This is a genomic window from Pigmentiphaga sp. YJ18, from assembly GCF_038066655.1.
GTDB lineage: Bacteria > Pseudomonadota > Gammaproteobacteria > Burkholderiales > Burkholderiaceae_B > Pigmentiphaga.
This window is the reverse complement of sequence record NZ_JBBUKU010000001.1, coordinates 1,432,346-1,449,160: the sequence shown is the minus strand read 5'-3', so window position 1 is coordinate 1,449,160 and position 16,815 is coordinate 1,432,346. Positions and strand designations below refer to the sequence as shown.

General features: G+C 68.3%; 16 protein-coding genes. 8 read left to right on the top strand and 8 right to left on the bottom strand.

Features of this window, described 5'->3' with window-relative positions; translation table 11 throughout:
* Position 1 precedes the first annotated feature (1 nt).
* The 5 genes from WKR98_RS07090 to WKR98_RS07070 form a co-directional block, all read right to left on the bottom strand.
* Complete coding sequence (locus WKR98_RS07090) at positions 2 to 1,687, bottom strand: amidohydrolase (RefSeq protein WP_341432473.1); 1,686 nt, start codon at positions 1,685 to 1,687, stop codon at positions 2 to 4.
* A gap of 11 nt (positions 1,688 to 1,698) precedes the next feature.
* Positions 1,699 to 2,646 carry a Bug family tripartite tricarboxylate transporter substrate binding protein gene (locus WKR98_RS07085; RefSeq protein ID WP_161567662.1) on the bottom strand — a complete coding sequence of 316 codons (948 nt, stop codon included), beginning with the start codon at positions 2,644 to 2,646 and terminating at the stop codon, positions 1,699 to 1,701.
* A 58-nt stretch (positions 2,647 to 2,704) separates the two neighbouring features.
* Positions 2,705 to 3,682, bottom strand: a complete 978-nt coding sequence (locus WKR98_RS07080; RefSeq protein ID WP_124687465.1) for a Bug family tripartite tricarboxylate transporter substrate binding protein — start codon at positions 3,680 to 3,682, stop codon at positions 2,705 to 2,707.
* A gap of 217 nt (positions 3,683 to 3,899) precedes the next feature.
* Positions 3,900 to 4,772, bottom strand: coding sequence for an MOSC domain-containing protein (locus tag WKR98_RS07075; RefSeq protein ID WP_341432472.1), 873 nt, complete (start codon positions 4,770 to 4,772; stop codon positions 3,900 to 3,902).
* Between the two features lie 22 nt (positions 4,773 to 4,794).
* Entirely contained in the window at positions 4,795 to 7,212 is a 2,418-nt protein-coding gene (locus WKR98_RS07070) for an AsmA family protein (protein WP_341432471.1), read from the bottom strand.
* A gap of 117 nt (positions 7,213 to 7,329) precedes the next feature.
* Here WKR98_RS07070 and WKR98_RS07065 point away from each other — a divergent pair, with 117 nt between their 5' ends.
* Together WKR98_RS07065 and WKR98_RS07060 are read left to right on the top strand one after the other, a co-directional pair.
* Positions 7,330 to 8,211 (top strand): pirin family protein, encoded by an 882-nt coding sequence (locus WKR98_RS07065; RefSeq protein WP_341432470.1) that lies wholly within the window; start codon positions 7,330 to 7,332, stop codon positions 8,209 to 8,211.
* Positions 8,212 to 8,330: 119 nt separating this feature from the next.
* Positions 8,331 to 9,308 (top strand): Bug family tripartite tricarboxylate transporter substrate binding protein, encoded by a 978-nt coding sequence (locus tag WKR98_RS07060; RefSeq protein WP_341432469.1) that lies wholly within the window; start codon positions 8,331 to 8,333, stop codon positions 9,306 to 9,308.
* A gap of 1 nt (position 9,309) precedes the next feature.
* On the opposite strand, the gene WKR98_RS07055 is transcribed toward WKR98_RS07060, so the two are convergent.
* Positions 9,310 to 10,158, bottom strand: a complete 849-nt coding sequence (locus WKR98_RS07055; protein ID WP_341432467.1) for an AraC family transcriptional regulator — start codon at positions 10,156 to 10,158, stop codon at positions 9,310 to 9,312.
* 121 nt (positions 10,159 to 10,279) lie between these two features.
* Between WKR98_RS07055 and WKR98_RS07050 the strand changes: the two genes are divergently transcribed.
* Both WKR98_RS07050 and WKR98_RS07045 read left to right on the top strand, forming a co-directional pair.
* Positions 10,280 to 10,636 carry a nucleotide pyrophosphohydrolase gene (locus WKR98_RS07050; RefSeq protein WP_341432465.1) on the top strand — a complete coding sequence of 119 codons (357 nt, stop codon included), beginning with the start codon at positions 10,280 to 10,282 and terminating at the stop codon, positions 10,634 to 10,636.
* A 12-nt stretch (positions 10,637 to 10,648) separates the two neighbouring features.
* Entirely contained in the window at positions 10,649 to 11,698 is a 1,050-nt protein-coding gene (locus tag WKR98_RS07045) for an adenosine deaminase (protein ID WP_341432463.1), read from the top strand.
* A gap of 1 nt (position 11,699) precedes the next feature.
* On the opposite strand, the gene WKR98_RS07040 is transcribed toward WKR98_RS07045, so the two are convergent.
* The gene (locus tag WKR98_RS07040; RefSeq protein ID WP_124687457.1) at positions 11,700 to 12,206 is read right to left on the bottom strand and encodes a PRC-barrel domain-containing protein; all 507 of its coding nucleotides are present in this window, start codon (positions 12,204 to 12,206) and stop codon (positions 11,700 to 11,702) included.
* A gap of 234 nt (positions 12,207 to 12,440) precedes the next feature.
* Here WKR98_RS07040 and WKR98_RS07035 point away from each other — a divergent pair, with 234 nt between their 5' ends.
* The 4 genes from WKR98_RS07035 to WKR98_RS07020 are packed head-to-tail and all read left to right on the top strand — an operon-like array spanning position 12,441 to position 15,839.
* The gene (locus tag WKR98_RS07035; protein WP_124692182.1) at positions 12,441 to 13,619 is read left to right on the top strand and encodes a 4-hydroxybenzoate 3-monooxygenase; all 1,179 of its coding nucleotides are present in this window, start codon (positions 12,441 to 12,443) and stop codon (positions 13,617 to 13,619) included.
* A 26-nt stretch (positions 13,620 to 13,645) separates the two neighbouring features.
* Positions 13,646 to 14,011 (top strand): protocatechuate 3,4-dioxygenase, encoded by a 366-nt coding sequence (locus WKR98_RS07030; RefSeq protein WP_124687456.1) that lies wholly within the window; start codon positions 13,646 to 13,648, stop codon positions 14,009 to 14,011.
* Complete coding sequence (locus tag WKR98_RS07025) at positions 14,011 to 14,865, top strand: class III extradiol dioxygenase family protein (RefSeq protein WP_341432462.1); 855 nt, start codon at positions 14,011 to 14,013, stop codon at positions 14,863 to 14,865. Before WKR98_RS07030 ends, WKR98_RS07025 begins: the two co-directional genes overlap by 1 nt.
* Positions 14,862 to 15,839 carry a Bug family tripartite tricarboxylate transporter substrate binding protein gene (locus tag WKR98_RS07020; protein ID WP_341432461.1) on the top strand — a complete coding sequence of 326 codons (978 nt, stop codon included), beginning with the start codon at positions 14,862 to 14,864 and terminating at the stop codon, positions 15,837 to 15,839. The genes WKR98_RS07025 and WKR98_RS07020 overlap by 4 nt, the downstream gene beginning before the upstream one ends.
* 32 nt (positions 15,840 to 15,871) lie before the next feature.
* Here the strand turns inward: WKR98_RS07020 and WKR98_RS07015 are convergent, their stop codons facing one another.
* On the bottom strand, positions 15,872 to 16,780 hold the full coding sequence (locus WKR98_RS07015) for a LysR substrate-binding domain-containing protein (RefSeq protein WP_124687453.1): 909 nt from the start codon (positions 16,778 to 16,780) through the stop codon (positions 15,872 to 15,874).
* Between the last annotated feature and the right edge of the window lie 35 nt (positions 16,781 to 16,815).

The window sequence follows — 16,815 nt, the reverse complement described above, 5'->3', positions numbered from 1 at the left end:
GTCAGGCGTTGCCGCCCGGATAGACCTGCCGCCCGCCGACCCAGGTCATGTCGGCCTCCAGATGGCTCAAACGGGCAAGCTCCACGTCCAGCGGACTGTCCCGCAACACGAGCAGGTCGGCTTGCTTGCCGGCTTCCAGCGACCCACGATCGGCCTCGTCCAGGCACAACCACGCGCCGTGCACCGTGGCGCAGCGCAGTGCCGCCATGCGGTCGATGCGCTGCCCCGGCGCGATCACGGCGCCCGTGTCGCGATCGATGCGGGCCACGGCATGCCAGACACAGGGCCACAGCGAGACCGGCACGTTGTCGGTCGCCAGCGAAACCGGCACGCCCGCCTCCAGCAGCGATCGTATCGGGCAGATGGTTTCTTCGAGCGCCGGGCCGACGCGTTGCAGCGTCGCCGCCGCGCGCCGCCAGACGTAGGCGCCGGTATGCGTGGTGACGACCATGCCATGGTCGCGAATGGCGCCGATCTGGCGCGCGTCCAGCGTGGCCGGATGCGCGACCACCCAGCGCAGGCCGTCGATAGGCACGCGCGCGCCGACCTCGGCGAAGCGTTCGGCCATGCCGGCCTGGATGCCGCACACGCGCAGCCCGGCGCGGGCCGCCTCTTCCAGCAGCAATCGCAGCCGCTCGGGCGGCAGGCCGCAGTCGTAGCGAAACCCGGCCCAGCCGGTGCGCGGTTCACAGGCCGCGCGCAGGCGGGCATCGTCCGGCCGGGCCTGTAGTTCGGCGAACAGTCCTTCAATCCGCAGCCACTCGTCACCCTCGCCCTTGCCATGCAGGCGCGAGGCACGTTCGCGCACCCAGGCGCGCACGTCGTCGTCCGACGCACCGCTCCAGCCGGGGCTGAACACCAGGCGCGTACGCACGCTGGGCGCGCGCCGTCCACGCGCTGCGCGATAGGCACGTATCAGTTCCGGCGCGGCACCATGCCCTTCGAACACGCCCGTGGTCCCGTAGCGGTTGTAGGCCGACATCGACGCGGCCAGCGTCAGCGCGCGCTCGTCTTCGGTAAAGTGCGGCGCCCGCCGGAACACCGTGAACTCGGCCAGCGGCTGCAGGTCGTCTTCGTACAGGCGTCCGGTGGGCATGCCCGCGGCATCCGTCTCGATGCGCAGCCGGGGCGAAGGCGACACCGGATCCGGGCCGATGCCGGCCAGCCGCAGCGCCGCGCCGTTGGCAATGGAAACCGTGGGCACGCGCCCCGGCCAGTGCCCCCACGCGCAGCGGATCAACACCGGGTGGGCGGTGGTGGCGCGATCCAGGTCTTCGCGATCGGGCAGCCTCCCCTCGGCGTACATGTCGGGCGAGCACAGATACTCGGGCGGCTCGCCCAGCGGCATGGTCACGATCCACTGGCCGGGCGGCGTCGCCGCCGCGATGCGGCGCACACGCTCGACCAGATCCGCGATCGACGCGCATCCGGATAGCGACGGCAACAGCGATTTGAGGCCTTCGCGATCCATATGGGCATGGCCGTCGATCATGCCGGGCATGACCGTCCTGCCCCGCAACTCGATGACCCGGGTGCGCGAGCCGATCCGCGCCGACACGCCGGCATCCGTGCCCACCGCGGTCAACCTGCCGTCCGCGAAGGCCAGCGCGCTGGCCACCGACGAACGCTCATCCATGGTCAGGACATGGCCGCCGCGCATGACCACGTCGTCACCGGCACCGTCCATGGCGACGGCCATCATTGCCTGGCGATACCGGCCGCCTGGGTGATACGCGCGTACTTGTCGAGGTCTTCCGTGATGACGCGTCCGAAATCCGCAGGCGTGCCATGCACCACTTCGATGTAGCTTTCCTCGATGCGCCGCCGGATGTCCGGGTCGCCCAGCGCCTTGGTGAAAGCCATGTTGAGTTTTTTCACGATGGGCTCGGGCGTGCCGTGCGGTGCCATCACGCCATGCCAGCCGACCAGGACAAAACCGGGCAGCGTTTCGGCAATGATGGGCAGGTCGGGCAGCGGAGAACCCCGTTCGGCGCGCGTCAGCGCGACCGGCCGCACACGGCCCGCCTTGACCTGGGGCAAGGCGGTGTTGAACAGGTCGATCATGATGTCGACCTGCCCGCCCATCAGGGCGGTCAGCGCCTGCGCGTTGCCCTTGAACGGCACGTGCACGAAATCGGCCTTGGTCATGGAACGCAGCCAGTCGCAGCCGAAACCCGACAGGCCACCGCCCGAGGCGCAGGTGACTCCGCCCTGGCGGGCCTTCGCCACGATGTCGGCCACCGAAGCCGGCTTGAAAGCGCTGCCCGCGAGCAGCAGATAGGCCTGCGCGGTAAGTTGCACCACCGGAGTCAGTTCCTTCACCGGATCGACCGCGACGTTATAGAGCGAGGGATTCGTGACCACGTTAGGCACGACGTAGAGAATGGTGTAGCCATCGGGTTCGGCGCGCGCAACGGCCTCGTGGCCGATGTTGCTGTTCGCGCCGGCCCGGTTCTCGATCACGATGGGCTGGCCCAGCTCCTGGCTCAGCTTGGGTACCAGCAGGCGCGCGATCGCATCGGCCGGGCCGCCCGCGGTAAATGGCACGATCCAGCGGATCGCGCGCTCGGGATAGGCCGAAGCGGCCATGGCGGGCGCCGACGACACGAGCAATACGCTCCACAGCAAGGCGAACAGCGGTTTCATGCGAACTCCTCCATAGATGTGGTGCCCGCCTGGCCGGCACCCGCGTGGAAAGAAGGCATCAATTGACTGCGATGCCCGCCTGTTTGACGACTTCGCCCCAGCGGCGCGACTCATCGGCCACGAAGCGTTGGAAATCGGCCACCGAGCCGCCCGCCACCACGAATCCCTGCTGGGCGAAAAAACCGGAGACTTCCGGCATGGCCAGCACCGCCGCCACCTCGCGGTGCAGGCGCTCGACCACCGGCGCGGGTGTCCCGGCGGGCGCGAACAGGCCTTGCCAGGACAACACTTCGAAATCCTTCAGGCCGCTTTCGGCCATGGTGGGCACCTGCGGCAGGACGGGGTTGCGCTGGCGCGAACTGACCGCCAGCGGCTTGAGCTTGCCCGACCCCAGGTGGGGCGCGATGACCGGCGGATCGACGAACAGCGCGTCGATCTGTCCGCCCAGCAGGTCCGCCATGGCCTGGGCGCTGCCCTTGTACGGCACGTGCGTCAGGCTTATTCCCGCCTCGCGGCTGATCAGTTCCGCCGTCAGATGCATCGAGGTGCCCGCTCCCGACGAACCGTAGGTGATCGAGCCGGGCTTGCGCCGTGCATAGGCGACGAACTCGCCCAGTGTCGAGACAGGCAGCGAAGGGCGCACCACCAGCACCAGCGGCGCGGTCACCAGCAAGGCGACCGGCTCGAAGTCCCGGACCGCATCGTAGAGGGGCTTGGCCGTCAGGTGGCTGGCGATGGAATGCGAGCCGGTCACGCCCACCACCAGCGTGTAGCCGTCAGGCGCGGCACGCGCCACCTGCTGGCTGCCTATCATGCCGCCGGCGCCTGCCTTGTTTTCCACGACCACGGGCTGGCCGAGCCGGGGCGCAAGCTGCTCGGCGATCCGTCGCGCCAGCAGATCGGTGGCGCCGCCCGGCGGGAAAGGAACGACGATCTTGACCGGCTGCGCCGGATAGGTCTGGGCCAGCACAACCGGCGGTCCGGCAAGGCAGGCAACCACGGCAACGACCAGCGCACGGCAAGGCAACCGCATCATGAGCACTCTCCTGAAGAATCCGCATCTCCGGCAATGCTGGGCAACTCATCCCGAATAAATCGATTTTTAATATTTTGTTCGATTATTTTTTTATATTATTTGACAATCGTTTATGTCAATAAAAATCGATTTATAGGAAAGAGGCAGGCAAAAAAAAGCGCCCCGGAGGGCGCGTGCCATGGCTTGGGCCGACGGCTTGCCGCCGTCCTGGATCCGATCAGAAATCGAGCAGCACTTCGGCGCGGTCTCCTACCTCCAGCACCGCTCCCAGCGGCGCGCTGACGATGGCGTTCATCCCGAAAGTGACGCCGCCGCCGGGCTGGCTGCGGAAGGTCGTGAGCGTGGACATCGGCTCGGCCGCCCGCGCGCCGGTGAACTGATCGGTATTGGGGATCTCGCAGCGCACGCAGGGCTTGACCAGTGCCATCCGGATATCGCCGATGGCCACGAGCACGGTGTAGTCCTCGTCGAAGGCCCCGAATTCGCTCAGCACCACGTTGGGCCGGAACCGGTCCATGCCGACAGGCGCCTCGCCCCTGGCGGCCAGCTTCTCGTTCAGTTCGATCAGCGATCCCTCGTTGGCCACCAGGATGGGATAGCCGTCGGCGAACGCGAAGACATGCTGGCGGGCAAAGCCCTCCACCGCGGGATGCCCGGCCAGCCAGCGGTCGATCCGGTCCACACTGGCCAGCCGATGCGATTGCGGATGGACCTTGACCAGCCGGCACGGCGTACCCAACAGCGCGCCGAACCACTGGGCGGCCAGATCGCCTTCGTCCACGGCGTCGACCTCGTCGCGCCAGACCGTGACCCGCGTGCGCACGCTGTCGTCGTCCTCGACCACGTCGACCGGTATGTCCAGGCGCGGCTGTCCGGGCGCGGTCACGATCAGGTAGCCGTCGCGCAGTTCGGTACGGACCCGGGCCATGGCCGGATGGCTGCGCTGCGTCAGAAAGACGCCTTTGCCGTCGACCACCATCCACCGGCGGTCGTTGTGCAGGCCGGCCATGCCGATGGCGGAACGGTCCAGGGCAATGCCGCCGCAGGACTTGATGGGATAGATGTAGAGGCCGGAGATGGAAATGGACATCGGCTTTTTGCTGAAGATTCGACTACCGGAACAATCCCTTGAGCCGGTCCTTGACCTTGCCGCGCAGCTTGTCGCCCGATTCGGACGGCTCGATGCCCAGCTCTTCCTTGAGTTTGTTCTTGACGGTGTTCCTGAGCACGTCGGTGGCGACCTTGCTCCACTGGATGGTATAGGACGGCGACGCGAAGGGGCCGGCCACGTGGACCGGCACGGTAACGTTGCGCAGGTCCGCGAGGTCCTTGCCGTCCTGGCCCGTGGAGGTGTTCACGACGGTGACCAGCGCCACCAGGTCGAAGCGTTCGCCGGGAACGTCGATGCGAGCCGGTTCCCCTTCCGCGACGCGCAGCAGCGGCGCCTTGACGCTCAGGCTGCGCACGGTCCCGATGCCGCTGGCGAACACCAGCTGGGCCTGCATTTCCGAGAAGTCGGTCTGGAGCGCATCCTGGTGCTGCCTGGCGTCGTCCTTGCGCGCCGACAGCAGCGAACGGAATTCGCGCAGGGACTGGGCGATGTTCACGCCCTTGACCGCGCCGTCGCGCACCGCGAGGCTGGCCGTGCCGTTCAGGGCGCGCTTCATCTGCCCCACGGTCTTGCCGGTCGCGGTCAGGTTGAGCGCGACCGTCGCGCGGCCGATCAGTCCGTCCTTGTGTTTCACATCCGACAACAGCGGCTGCAGCGCCACGTTCGTGAGCGTGGGCGCGAGGCCGATGCGATTCGTGGCCGCGTCCGCGAACACGCTGCCCGACAGCGAGCCGCCGTACAGCGACGCCTTCAGGCCGCTCACGTCGGCGCGCCCCTTGGCCACGCGCACCGAGGCGGAGACGTTGCTGGCCTTGAGCCCCCGCGCGACCAGTTTGCCGACCTTGATGGTGCCGCTGGCCGTGATGTCCTCGAGCGCGGACAGGTCCACCGGCGGATCCGCCGGGGCGCGGGCGCCCGCGCCGGATCCACCGCCCGCCGCCCCCGGCCGGGCCGAGGGCAGCAGCTTGTCCAGGTCCAGCGTATCGGCGGCGACCGTGAAGGCAATGCGGGGTTCGTCGAACTGCGACACCTCGGCCGAGGCGTTGAACTCGCCGCCCTCGATGGTGGCCTCGAGCTTGGCCACCGCGTGTTCCTTCTCGAAGTTGGCGCGCACGCTGCCCTTGATGGGAATCGCCATCTGGCTGGCGGGAAACGCGGGATCCTGGATCTCCAACTGGCCCGTCAGCTGGGGCACCGACACCTTCCTGCGGGGCAGGCTGGCCTGGACCGGCGATGCGCTGGCGAGCCGGACCACGCGATCGCCTTCCTTGAGTTCGCCGTCGAGCGCCAGGCGCTCGATGCTGAGCTTGTCGGCGGTGCCGGATATGCCCGACAAGGCCACGCGCAGATCCAGGTCCCGCTTGCCGTCCAGGCTTACGCGGGCGGTCAGCGCCTCGCCTTGCGCCGATTGCGGCGAAACATGCAGCGCCGGCGCGGACAGCGACAGTTCGAAGGGATCGGCGCCCAGCTTGCCCTGCGCGGACAGCGACAGCTTCTCGACCTGCACCCGGCCCTCGGCCAGTCCGGCGTTCAGCCGCGGGGCGTCCAGCCGCAGGTCCACGCCGCTGAGCGGCCGGCTGCCCGCCACGTCGCCCTGGAAGGCGACGGCGACGCCCGAGGCGTCGATGGCCTGACGCTGCCCGTCGTAGGCCAGGTCGCCCTGCGCCGTAAGCGCGGTGGCCCGGATGGAGGGCAGCACGCCGGTCGCCTTCAGGTCGAAGCCCTTGGCCGAGAAGAACCGTTGCTCGGGGTCCACCGTCAGCCGTCCCTGGACCTGGATGGTGGCGTCCACGCGGGGACTCTGGCCCAGCACCCGGGCCGACAGCTCCATGTCGAACGGCGTGCGGGGCGCCACCCGGCCCGTGGTGGCGGACAGCCGCTCCACCCGCATGGACGTGCCTTTCATGTAGTCGCGCAGCGCCAGTTCGCCGCCGCTGAATTCGATGCCGGCTACGTCGAACAGCAGGGGCTTGCCGCCGGCGTCGAGTTCGCCGCCGCCCGGCTGGCCCGGTGCCTTGGGCGCCGGGCCCAGCAGATCCTCGAAATTGAACTTGCCGCTCTGGTAGCGCACCACGTTGGCCTTGAGCCCGACCACCCGGACGCGGTCGACCACGATGCGCCCGGACAGCAGCGGCAGCACCGCCACCGATACCCGCGCGGTATCCACCGCCGCGAATATCTGGGTGGAGCGCGGTTCGGACAGCGACAGCTTCTCGATCTCCACGCCCAGGTTGGGGAAGACGCTGAACCGGACGTTGCCATCCATGCGCAGGGTACGGTCGTAGCGCTTCTTGACCGCGTCGGCGACCGGGCCCTTGTAGTGATTGGGATCGACCAGCACCACCAGGGCCGTCAATCCGATGGCCGCCACGGCGAGCAGGACAGCCGCACCGATTGCGATGCGCTTGAACCACCGCATTTAACACGTCTCCGAAAAACCTGGATGGCCGGCGTGCCGCTGCCGGTTCCGCGACTGTACCCCAGGAGGACTATATGATAACGGGTCCCCCCTACGCGCTGCATATGGAGCACTGACATGACCGCCGAGAATTCAGGTATCGAACGCATCGAGTCGCGCACGGCGCAGATCGGGGGCGGCATCAGCGTGGACCGGGTGCTGCCCGTACGGCAGCGCCGGCGCATCGGGGCCTGGTGTTTCCTGGACCATGCCGGCCCGGCCCGGTTCGAGCCCGGCCAGGGGATGCTGGTCGAGGCACACCCCCACATCGGCCTGCAGACCTTCACCTGGCTGATCGAGGGCGAGGCCCTGCATCGCGACAGCCTGGGCAACGAGCAAGTTCTGCGCCCGGGCCAGGTCAACCTGATGACGGCCGGCATCGGCATCAGCCATACCGAGGAATCCCTGGCCGACCAGCGCGTGCTGCACGCGGCGCAGTTGTGGATCGCGCTGCCTCCCGGCAAGCAGGAAATTCCCCCGGCGTTCGACCACTATCCCGACCTGCCACGCTGGTCGGAAGGCGGCGTGGACTTCACCCTGCTGGCCGGCTCCCATGTGGGACGCACCGCGCCGACCCGCGTCCATACGCCGCTGGTCGGCATGGACCTGCAAAGCCCGGCCGATGCTTCGGTGCGCCTGGCGCTCGAGCCCGGCTTCGAACACGGCCTGCTGGTGCTGGAAGGCGCGGCGCAGGTCGACGGCCAGCGCTTCGCCACGAACGAGCTCGCCTACCTTCCCAAGGGGCGGACGGAACTGGCCCTGTCCACGGAAGCCGGCAGCCGCCTGCTGCTGATCGGCGGCGAACCGCCCACCGACGACATCACCATCTGGTGGAACTTCGTCGGCAGCAAGTCGGCCATCGCCCAGGCGCAGCGCGACTGGGAAGCGGGCAGCGCGCGCTTCGGCTCGGTCCGGGGCTACGAGAACCGGCGCCTGGTCGCGCCGCCCGTGCCCTGGTAGGTTTTCGCAGGGCGGAAACTCGGAAAATCCGGCTTGAGATCGCTCTACGCCCGGTGTCTAGTGTGCTTGGCGCGCCCCGCAGGCGCGCCATGTCCTCACAAAAACATCCGGAGACTTCCATGCGCGTCCTTGCACCCGGACGGCTCGCGGCCGCACTGACCGCCGCGTTTGCGCTGTGCCCCCCGGCCCTGGCGGCCGACTACCCGTCCCAGCCCGTCACCTTCGTGGTCGGCTACACCCCCGGCGGAGCCATCGACCAGTCCGCCCGCCTGATCGCCAGCGAACTCGCCAAGCGCTGGAAGCAGTCGGTCATCGTCGACAACAAGCCCGGCGCCAACGCCACGATCGCCGCCACGGCGGTGGCCAACGCCCGGCCGGACGGCTATACGCTGCTGGTGGCCGCCAGCAGCCACAACCTCAACAAGTTCGTGAACAAGAATCTGCGCTACGACGTGGAAAAATCGTTCACGCCGGTCGCCCTGACCGTCGAGGTGCCCAACGTGCTGGTGGTGAACGCGGCCTCGCCCTACCGGGACCTGGGCCAGTTGCTGGCCGCGCTGCGCGAGAAGAAGAAGCCGTTCAGCTACAGTTCCCAGGGCATAGGCGGCGTGCCGCACCTGGCGGGGGAACTGTTCAAGCTCCGCACCGGCACCGACATCCTGCACGTACCCTACAAAGGCGCGGCGCAGGGCATGACCGACCTGATGGGCGGCGTCGTCGACATGTCCTTCCCCACCCCGGGCTCGGCCATGGGCTACATCAGCCAGGGCAAGCTGCGGGCGCTGGCCGTGGCCTCCCGCGAGCGGCTGGCGCAGTTGAAGGACGTGCCCACCTTCGCCGAGGCCGGCGTGCCCGATTACCTGATCAGCACCTGGCACGGCCTGCTGGCCCCCGCGGGCACCCCGCCCGAGGTGGTGGCCAGGATCAACGCCGACGTCGCCGACATCTTGCGCGACCCCGCCGTGCAGCGAGCCATGGAAGCGCAAGGCAATCTCGCAGCCAAGCCGCTGACGGCCGAGGAGTTCCGCGCCAAGCTGTCCCGCGAGCTGTCGGTCTACGGCGACATCGCGTCGCGGATAGACCTGAGCGGAGGCTGATCTAGGTCTTGTCCGCCAGAGGCAGGTAGATGCGGGTCTTCAGGTCGGACGGCGGGGTGGTCTTCGGGTCGTTCACGTATTCCTCGAACACCGGGAAGTCGGCCGGCTGCTCGCCGCTGGCCGGCAGCCATCCCCCGAACAGCCATGCATAGGCGGACTCCAGTTCGCTGTACGGCCCGGTGTGTTCGAGTACCGCGCAGCGGCCGGCGGGCAGTTCCAGGCGATGCAGGGGCTCATCCACGGCGACGCCGGGCGGCACCTCCAGGCCGGCCTCGCTGCGCAGGTCCTGCGCGGCCACCTGCTCGGGATCGTCGTAGTACACGCCGAAGCTGCGCGGTTCGCCCCGCAGCAGGTTGCGGCTGCCGGCCAGCATGAACAGGCGGTCGAAGGTGGCGCCTATCTGGAGATAGTCGCCGGCGTGCGGCAGGGCCGCCAGGGAGGCGCCGGGAAAAGATGCGATCTGCACGGGATACATGGTGAGCTCCTTGCTGCGATAGATGACGTCGGGGGAACGGTCCTCGCGATATCGCCCGGGCGGCATGCCGAACGCCGCGCTGAATGCCCGGCTGAACGCGGCGGTCGAGCCGTAGCCCGCCCGCCGCGCGACCTGGTCCAGCGTGCGGCCGTCCCGGCGCAGTTCCGCCGATGCCCGCATCAGCCTGACCCGCTGCACCGTGGCCGCCACGGTCTCGCCCAGCATGGCGCGATAGACCCGGTGGAAGTGATACGGCGACAGGCAGGCCAGTCCGGCCAGGTGGTACAGGTCGGCATCCTGGTCCGGATGCGCGGCCAGCCAGGCCAGGACCGGCTCCAGGCGTCGTTCGTAATGGCTGCGTGTTTGCGATTTCATGAGTACCTCCGGGTACGAACTGTACGGGGGGACGTATTGCGGATTTTGCGGATTTGGTGCCCGGCGGACCGGCCGGCGGCGAGGGCTAGAATATAAGCGTCCCGCTTTGCAAGGTATCAACGTGTCCGACTTCGACCAGATCAGGCGCGCCGTCCGGCGCTTCACCGAAGAACGCAACTGGGACCAGTTCCACTCCCCCAAGAACCTCGCCATGGCGCTGAGCGGCGAAGCGGGCGAACTCGTCTCCATCTTCCAGTGGATGACCGAGGAAGAATCCAAGGAACTCAATCCCATCAAGCTGGCCGAGGCCGCCGACGAAATCGCCGACGTGCAGCTCTACCTGGTCGCGCTGGCCGACAAGCTGGACATCGACATCGGCCAGGCGGTGCAGCGCAAGATGCTGAAGAACGCGATCAAGTATCCGCCCCAGGCGTTCTACGGCAGCTCCCGCAAGTACAACGAAAGCGACGAGACCTGAAAGGCGGCCGCCATGACTCCGTCCCAGCCCGTAACCCCGCACCACCTCGCGACGCTGCTGCAGGCCATGCCCAAGGCCGAGCTGCACCTGCACATCGAAGGCACCCTGGAACCCGAGCTGATCTTCGCGCTGGCGCGGCGCAACGGCCTCGACCTGCCCTACCCCGACATCGACAGCCTGCGCCGGGCCTATGCGTTCCAGGACCTGCAAAGCTTTCTGGACCTGTACTACGCGGGTGCCGCCGTGCTGCAGCGCGAGGAAGACTTCTACGACATGGGCATGGCCTACTTCCGGCGCGCCGCGGCGGACAATGTCGTGCATGCCGAGATATTCTTCGACCCGCAGACGCACACGGTGCGCGGCGTGGAATTCGGCACGGTCATCGCCGGCCTGGATCGCGCGCGCCGCGATGCCCGCGACACGCTGGGTGTCAGCAGCGAGCTGATCATGTGCTTCCTGCGCCACCTGCCCCAGGAATCGGCCTTCGAGACCCTGGCGGCGGCGCTGCCCTACCGCGACCGCATCCGGGGCGTGGGGCTGGACAGCGGCGAAGTCGGCAATCCGCCCGAAAAATTCACCGAGGTCTTCCGGCGCTGCCGCGAACTGGGATGGCATGCCGTCGCCCACGCCGGCGAGGAAGGGCCGGCCTCGTACATCTGGAGTGCCCTGCGCGACCTGAAGGCCGAACGCATCGATCACGGCGTGCGCTGCCTGGACGATCCGCGGCTGGTGGCCCACCTGGCCGAGCACCGGATCCCGCTGACCGTCTGTCCGCTGTCCAACGTCATGCTGAAGGTCTATCCCAGCATGGAGCGGCACACTCTCGCGCGGTTGCTGGACGCCGGGCTGTGCGTGACGGTGAACTCCGACGACCCCGCCTATTTCGGCGGCTACGTGAACCGGAACTACCTGGCCTGTTTCGAGGCCCTGCCCGAACTGGGCGCGCGCGACGCGTACCGGCTGGCGCGCAACAGCCTCGACGCGAGCTTCGCGCCCGAAACGGACAAGCAGGCCTGGCGGCGAAGGCTGGACAAGGCCTTCGACGGCATTCCCACGGGCTAGGCTACAAGCCTTCCGAGAAACCCGTGCGCGGGGCGTTCACCACCGGCTGGTCTATGACGACCCGTTCGCCCTGGCGCTGATGCCAATAGGGCTCCGTGCCGTAGCGGCCGTGCAGCTCGGTGGCCCAGCCCGCGTCGGCGAAGCTGGGCCAGCGGTCCTTGTCGAAACCTTCGGCCTGCTTCACCACATCGGCCGCGACGCCCAGGATGAACACCTTGCGGTCGGTGTCCAGCGTCAGCGCGTTCCAGGGGATGGCCACCAGCTTGTCCCCCATGCCCAGGAAGCCGCCGCTCGACAGCACCGCATAGGCGATGCGTCCCGCCGACACGTCCAGCATGATGTCCTTGATCGATCCGACATGGACATCGTCTGCGCTGTAGACCTTGTTGCCGTCCAGCGTCGAGGCGGCCATGATGTGCGGGCCCGGCCCATCGGCCGTGGCGCTGCCCTTGCCCACGATGCCGGCGCCGCCCTGCTGGCGCGCCGCGGTGCTGTCGATTTGTGCCATGTTGATCTCCTTCATGGACGCCGGCGGCTTCCACGCCTGCGTCCGGGGACGAGAAACTGCGGAAGCGTCGGGATACCAGCAAGGAACGTGCCCCGTGATCCGCGGTTGCTGATAGCAAACCGTTATCGAGATAAGGAAAAACTGGCTTTTCGCTGTGCGCGTGGATCGTGATACTGCCGCCGGGCCTGGATGAACGGGCCCGGCAACGGAACTACGACCCACGGCATGGAAACCATCAAGACTCAAGTCGGCATCGTCGGCGCCGGCCCCTCCGGACTACTGCTGGCACAGATGCTGCATCTGGCGGGCATCGACTCGGTCATCCTCGAAAGCCGCCCGCGCTCGTACATCGAGAACCGGCAGCGCGCCGGCGTGCTCGAGCACGGCGTGGTGCGGACGCTGGCGGACTGCGGCGTCGGCGCCCGCCTCGCGCGCGAAGGCATGGTCCACGAAGGCATAGACATACGCTTCGGGGAAACCAGCCACCGCCTCGACGTCAAGGCGCTGTCCGGCGGACAGTGCGTCACCGTCTATCCCCAGCATGAAATCGTCAAGGACCTGGTGGCCGCGCGCCTGCAAACGGGCCGGCCGCTCTTGTTCGAGGCGCGGGTGGCCTCGCTGTCCGACCTGGAATCGTCCCGGCCCCGCATCCGCTTCGAGCAGGAAGGCGAAACCCGCGAACTCGCGTGCGACTTCGTGGCCGGCTGCGACGGCTTCCACGGCATCAGCCGTCCGGCCATCCCCGGCGACCGCATCGACAGCTACGGCAGGGACTATCCCTTCGCCTGGCTCGGCATCCTGGCCGAGGCGGCCCCGGCCTCGCATGAAGTGATCTACGCCCACCACGAACGCGGCTTCGCGCTGCAAAGCATGCGCTCGCCCACGGTCAGCCGCCTGTACCTGCAATGCCCGGTGGACGACGACGTCGAGCAGTGGTCCGACGACCGCATCTGGTCGGAACTGCACGCGCGCTTCGCCACCCATGACGGCTTCCGCCTGAACGAAGGCCGCATCGTGCAGAAATCGCTGACGCCCATGCGCAGCTTCGTGGCCGCGCCGATGCGCCACGGCCGGCTGATGCTGGCGGGAGACGCCGCGCACATCGTTCCACCCACGGGCGCCAAGGGATTGAACAGCGCGGTGGGCGACGTGCGCGTCATGGCGGCGGCGCTGGAGGCCTATTACCGCCACGGCGACGGCGACCTGCTCGAACGGTACTCCGAGATCGCCCTGCGCCGGGTATGGAAGACCCAGCGCTTCGCCGCCTCGCTATGCACGCTGCTGCACCGCTTCCACGACGAGCCGCGCTTCCACATGCGGATGCAGCTTGCCGAACTCGAACAGATCGTCGAAGACCCGCGTGCCGCGGAATTGTTCGCGCGCAACTACACGGGCCTGCCCTTCGACGTCTGACCGCCCACGTCCTACCAGGAGACACGATGACGGACGCATCACCCCCGCCCCGGGATTGGGGCATAGACGGCACCTATGTCTTCGACGGCGATCGCAGCCGCCAGGGCTATCCCGTCAACAAGCTGTGCATGTCGCTCACCCGGCCCGAAAACCGCGAACGCTTCCGGCAGGACGAGGACGCCTACATGGCTTCGTTCGGACTGTCCGAGGCCCAGAAGCGGGCCATCCGCGATCGCGACTGGCTGGAACTGGTCAGGCTGGGCGGCAACATCTACTACATGATCAAGATCGGCGCGACGGTGGGAGCCGGGCTCTACACGATGGGCGCGCAGATGCGCGGCCAGAGCCTGGACGAATTCCTCGCCACGCGCCAGGACAAGGGAGCCGTCTGATGGCACGCATCGTGGCAGGCATAGGCAGTTCGCACGTTCCGTCCATCGGACGCGCCTTCGACCTGGGCAAGCAGCAGGACCCGGCATGGAAGCCGCTTTTCGACGGCTATCTGCCGGTCAAGGACTGGCTGGAGAACGAAGTACGCGCCGACGCCGTGATCTTCGTCTACAACGACCACGGCTCGGACTTCGGCCTGGACCGCTGCCCCACCTTCGCGCTGGGCACGGCCGACAGCTATCCGCTGGCCGACGAAGGCTTCGGCCAGCGGCCGCTGCCCGCCGTCAGGGGTGACGCGGACCTGTCCTGGCACCTGGCCAATGCCCTGATCGCCGACGAATTCGACCTGACGGTATGTCAGGAAATGGCGGTGGACCACGGCCTGCTCGTGCCTCTGCCGCTGCTGTGGTCCTACCAGCCCGACTGGAACATCAAGGTCGTGCCGCTGGTCGTCAACGTGATCCAGCATCCGCTGCCCACCGCTCGCCGCTGCCTGCGGCTGGGCCAGGCCCTGCGCCGCGCCGTCGAAAGCTACCCCGCCGACGCACGCGTGGCGATCGTCGGCACCGGCGGCATGTCGCACCAGTTGCACGGGGAACGCTTCGGCCATCTGGACGAAGCCTTCGACCGGAGATGGCTGGACCTGATCGAGTCCGACCCCGCGTCGCTCGCGGCCATGAGCCACGAGGACATCATGCAGGCGGCCGGGGCCGAGGCGGTCGAGCTGATCATGTGGCTGATCATGCGCGGCGCGATGACGCCGCGGGTCCGGCGGCTGCACAAGAACTACTACGCCCCGATGACCAGCGGCATGGGGCTGATCACTTTCGTGGACGCCGAGGAGGAGACCTCATGATCCGCCTTACCCCGCCGGCATGCCTGCTGGCCCTTGCAGTAGCGACCGCGGCCGCGCCCTGCGCAGCCGCGCAACCCGCCTATCCCGGCGGGCCGGTCCGCATGCTGTCCGGCTCCCCGCCGGGCGCGCCGTCGGACATCATCGCCCGGTCGCTGGCCGAACAGTTGGCCGCCTCGTTCGGCCAGACCTTCACGGTCGAGAACCGGCCGGGGGCCGGCCTGAATCTCGCGCCCGGCGAGATGCTGCGGGCCCGGCCCGATGGGCACGTGCTGCTGGTCGGCGCCGACACGGTCGTCACCGTGAACCCGCTGGTCTACAAAAAACTCAGCTTCGATGCGCGCCGCGACATGGTACCCGTATCCATGGTGGCCACCTTCAACCAGGTGCTGGTCTGCCATCCGGGCGTGAAGGTCGACCGCGCCAGCCAGCTGGTGGAGCTGGCCGGGAAGAAGCGGCTGACCTATGCCTCGGGCGGCAACGGCACGCCCGGACACCTGGCCGGCGCCATGTTCCTGCGCGCCACGGGCGCCGACATCCAGCATGTGGCCTATCGCGGCCCCGGTCCCGCGCTGACCGACGTGCTGGGCGGCCAGGTCGATTGCGGCTGGCTGGCGGGTCCGACCGTGCTGCCCCACATCAAGACCGGCAGGCTGACGGCGCTTGCGGTGTCCACCGCGATCCGGTCGCCCAGCCTTCCCGAGGTGCCCACGCTCGCTCAGGCCACGGGCGTGGACGGCCTGGACGCGACGTTCAAGCAGTACGTGTGGGTGCACAAGGACACGCCGCCCGCCAGCATCGCGGTCCTGCAGGAGGCGGTCGCCCGCGCGATGAAACACCCGGCCATCATCGCCCGGCTGACCGAACTCGACATGGTGACCGCCGGCACCCCGTCGGCCGAGGCCGCCGCGATGCTCAAGGCCGATACGGCACGCTGGGAGCCCATCGTCCGCAGCCTGGACCTCCAGCTGGACTGAGGCATGCGGCCCGCGGGCAACCGCGGGCCCTTCTACCGGCCCATGCCGGCGATGATGCGGCTGCACGATTCGCACATCGCGGCGAAGGCGGCCGCGGCGGGCGTCAGCGAGGCCTCGGCGCGGCGCACCAGGCAGATCTCGAAGCTGTGCGCGTGCTCGTCCAGCTCGACCGGCACCACGAGGCTGCCCAGCAGTCCCTGGTCCAGCATCACGCGCGGGACCAGTGCCAGCAGATCGGTGGAATTGACCAGCGCCATGACCTGGGCGAACGATTCACAGCGCACCGCGGCCTTGGGCGCGGGCAGACCGTTGTCCTCGAAGAAACGCACGATCGTGCCGCCCGGCCGCCCCGGCGGCCCCATCACCACCCATTCGCAGTCGGTCAGTTCGCGCAGCGACCGGGCATCCGCCATCGGATGTCCCTTGCGGGCCACCACGCCCAGGCGCGTCTGCAACAGGGGCGTGCTGACCAGCCCTCCGCCCGCGCCTTCGTCCGGCACCGACGTCACCGCGAAATCCACCTGCCCTAGCTGCAGCGAGGGCAGGATCTGCTCGAAGAAACCGCTGGTCAGGCGCAGTTCGACCTTGGGGAAGCGCGCGCGGAAATCCGCCACCACGCGCGGCAGCAGCAGCGCGGTCATGGACGGCCCGATCGCCACGTCCACCGTGCCCGTCTCGTGGCCGTGCATCTGCCGCACCTCGTCCTCGGCGCGCCTGGCCTCGCGGTCGATCAGGATCGCCCGGGCATACAGCCGGTGGCCGGCGTCGGTCAGGTGGACCCCGCGCCCCGAACGGGCGAGCAAGGATCCCCCCAACGAGGATTCGAGCGCCTTCACGCTATTGGTCAGGCCAGCCTGGGAAACGTCCAGGATACGGGCGGCCTGCCTGAAGCTGCCCTGCTCCACCACGGCCAGAAAGTCGCGCAGTTGCTGCAGCGTCATCGCGGCTCCTTGTCGAAGCCGCCATGATCGCATCA

What these genes read in the sequence shown, in the direction of transcription:
- WKR98_RS07090 (WP_341432473.1), bottom strand. Translation starts at nt 1,687, where the DNA reads ATGGACGGTGCCGGTGACGACGTGGTCATGCGCGGCGGCCATGTCCTG.
- WKR98_RS07085 (WP_161567662.1), bottom strand. Translation starts at nt 2,646, where the DNA reads ATGAAACCGCTGTTCGCCTTGCTGTGGAGCGTATTGCTCGTGTCGTCG.
- WKR98_RS07080 (WP_124687465.1), bottom strand. Translation starts at nt 3,682, where the DNA reads ATGATGCGGTTGCCTTGCCGTGCGCTGGTCGTTGCCGTGGTTGCCTGC.
- WKR98_RS07075 (WP_341432472.1), bottom strand. Translation starts at nt 4,772, where the DNA reads ATGTCCATTTCCATCTCCGGCCTCTACATCTATCCCATCAAGTCCTGC.
- WKR98_RS07070 (WP_341432471.1), bottom strand. Translation starts at nt 7,212, where the DNA reads ATGCGGTGGTTCAAGCGCATCGCAATCGGTGCGGCTGTCCTGCTCGCC.
- WKR98_RS07065 (WP_341432470.1), top strand. Translation starts at nt 7,330, where the DNA reads ATGACCGCCGAGAATTCAGGTATCGAACGCATCGAGTCGCGCACGGCG.
- WKR98_RS07060 (WP_341432469.1), top strand. Translation starts at nt 8,331, where the DNA reads ATGCGCGTCCTTGCACCCGGACGGCTCGCGGCCGCACTGACCGCCGCG.
- WKR98_RS07055 (WP_341432467.1), bottom strand. Translation starts at nt 10,158, where the DNA reads ATGAAATCGCAAACACGCAGCCATTACGAACGACGCCTGGAGCCGGTC.
- WKR98_RS07045 (WP_341432463.1), top strand. Translation starts at nt 10,649, where the DNA reads ATGACTCCGTCCCAGCCCGTAACCCCGCACCACCTCGCGACGCTGCTG.
- WKR98_RS07040 (WP_124687457.1), bottom strand. Translation starts at nt 12,206, where the DNA reads ATGGCACAAATCGACAGCACCGCGGCGCGCCAGCAGGGCGGCGCCGGC.
- WKR98_RS07030 (WP_124687456.1), top strand. Translation starts at nt 13,646, where the DNA reads ATGACGGACGCATCACCCCCGCCCCGGGATTGGGGCATAGACGGCACC.
- WKR98_RS07025 (WP_341432462.1), top strand. Translation starts at nt 14,011, where the DNA reads ATGGCACGCATCGTGGCAGGCATAGGCAGTTCGCACGTTCCGTCCATC.
- WKR98_RS07020 (WP_341432461.1), top strand. Translation starts at nt 14,862, where the DNA reads ATGATCCGCCTTACCCCGCCGGCATGCCTGCTGGCCCTTGCAGTAGCG.
- WKR98_RS07015 (WP_124687453.1), bottom strand. Translation starts at nt 16,780, where the DNA reads ATGACGCTGCAGCAACTGCGCGACTTTCTGGCCGTGGTGGAGCAGGGC.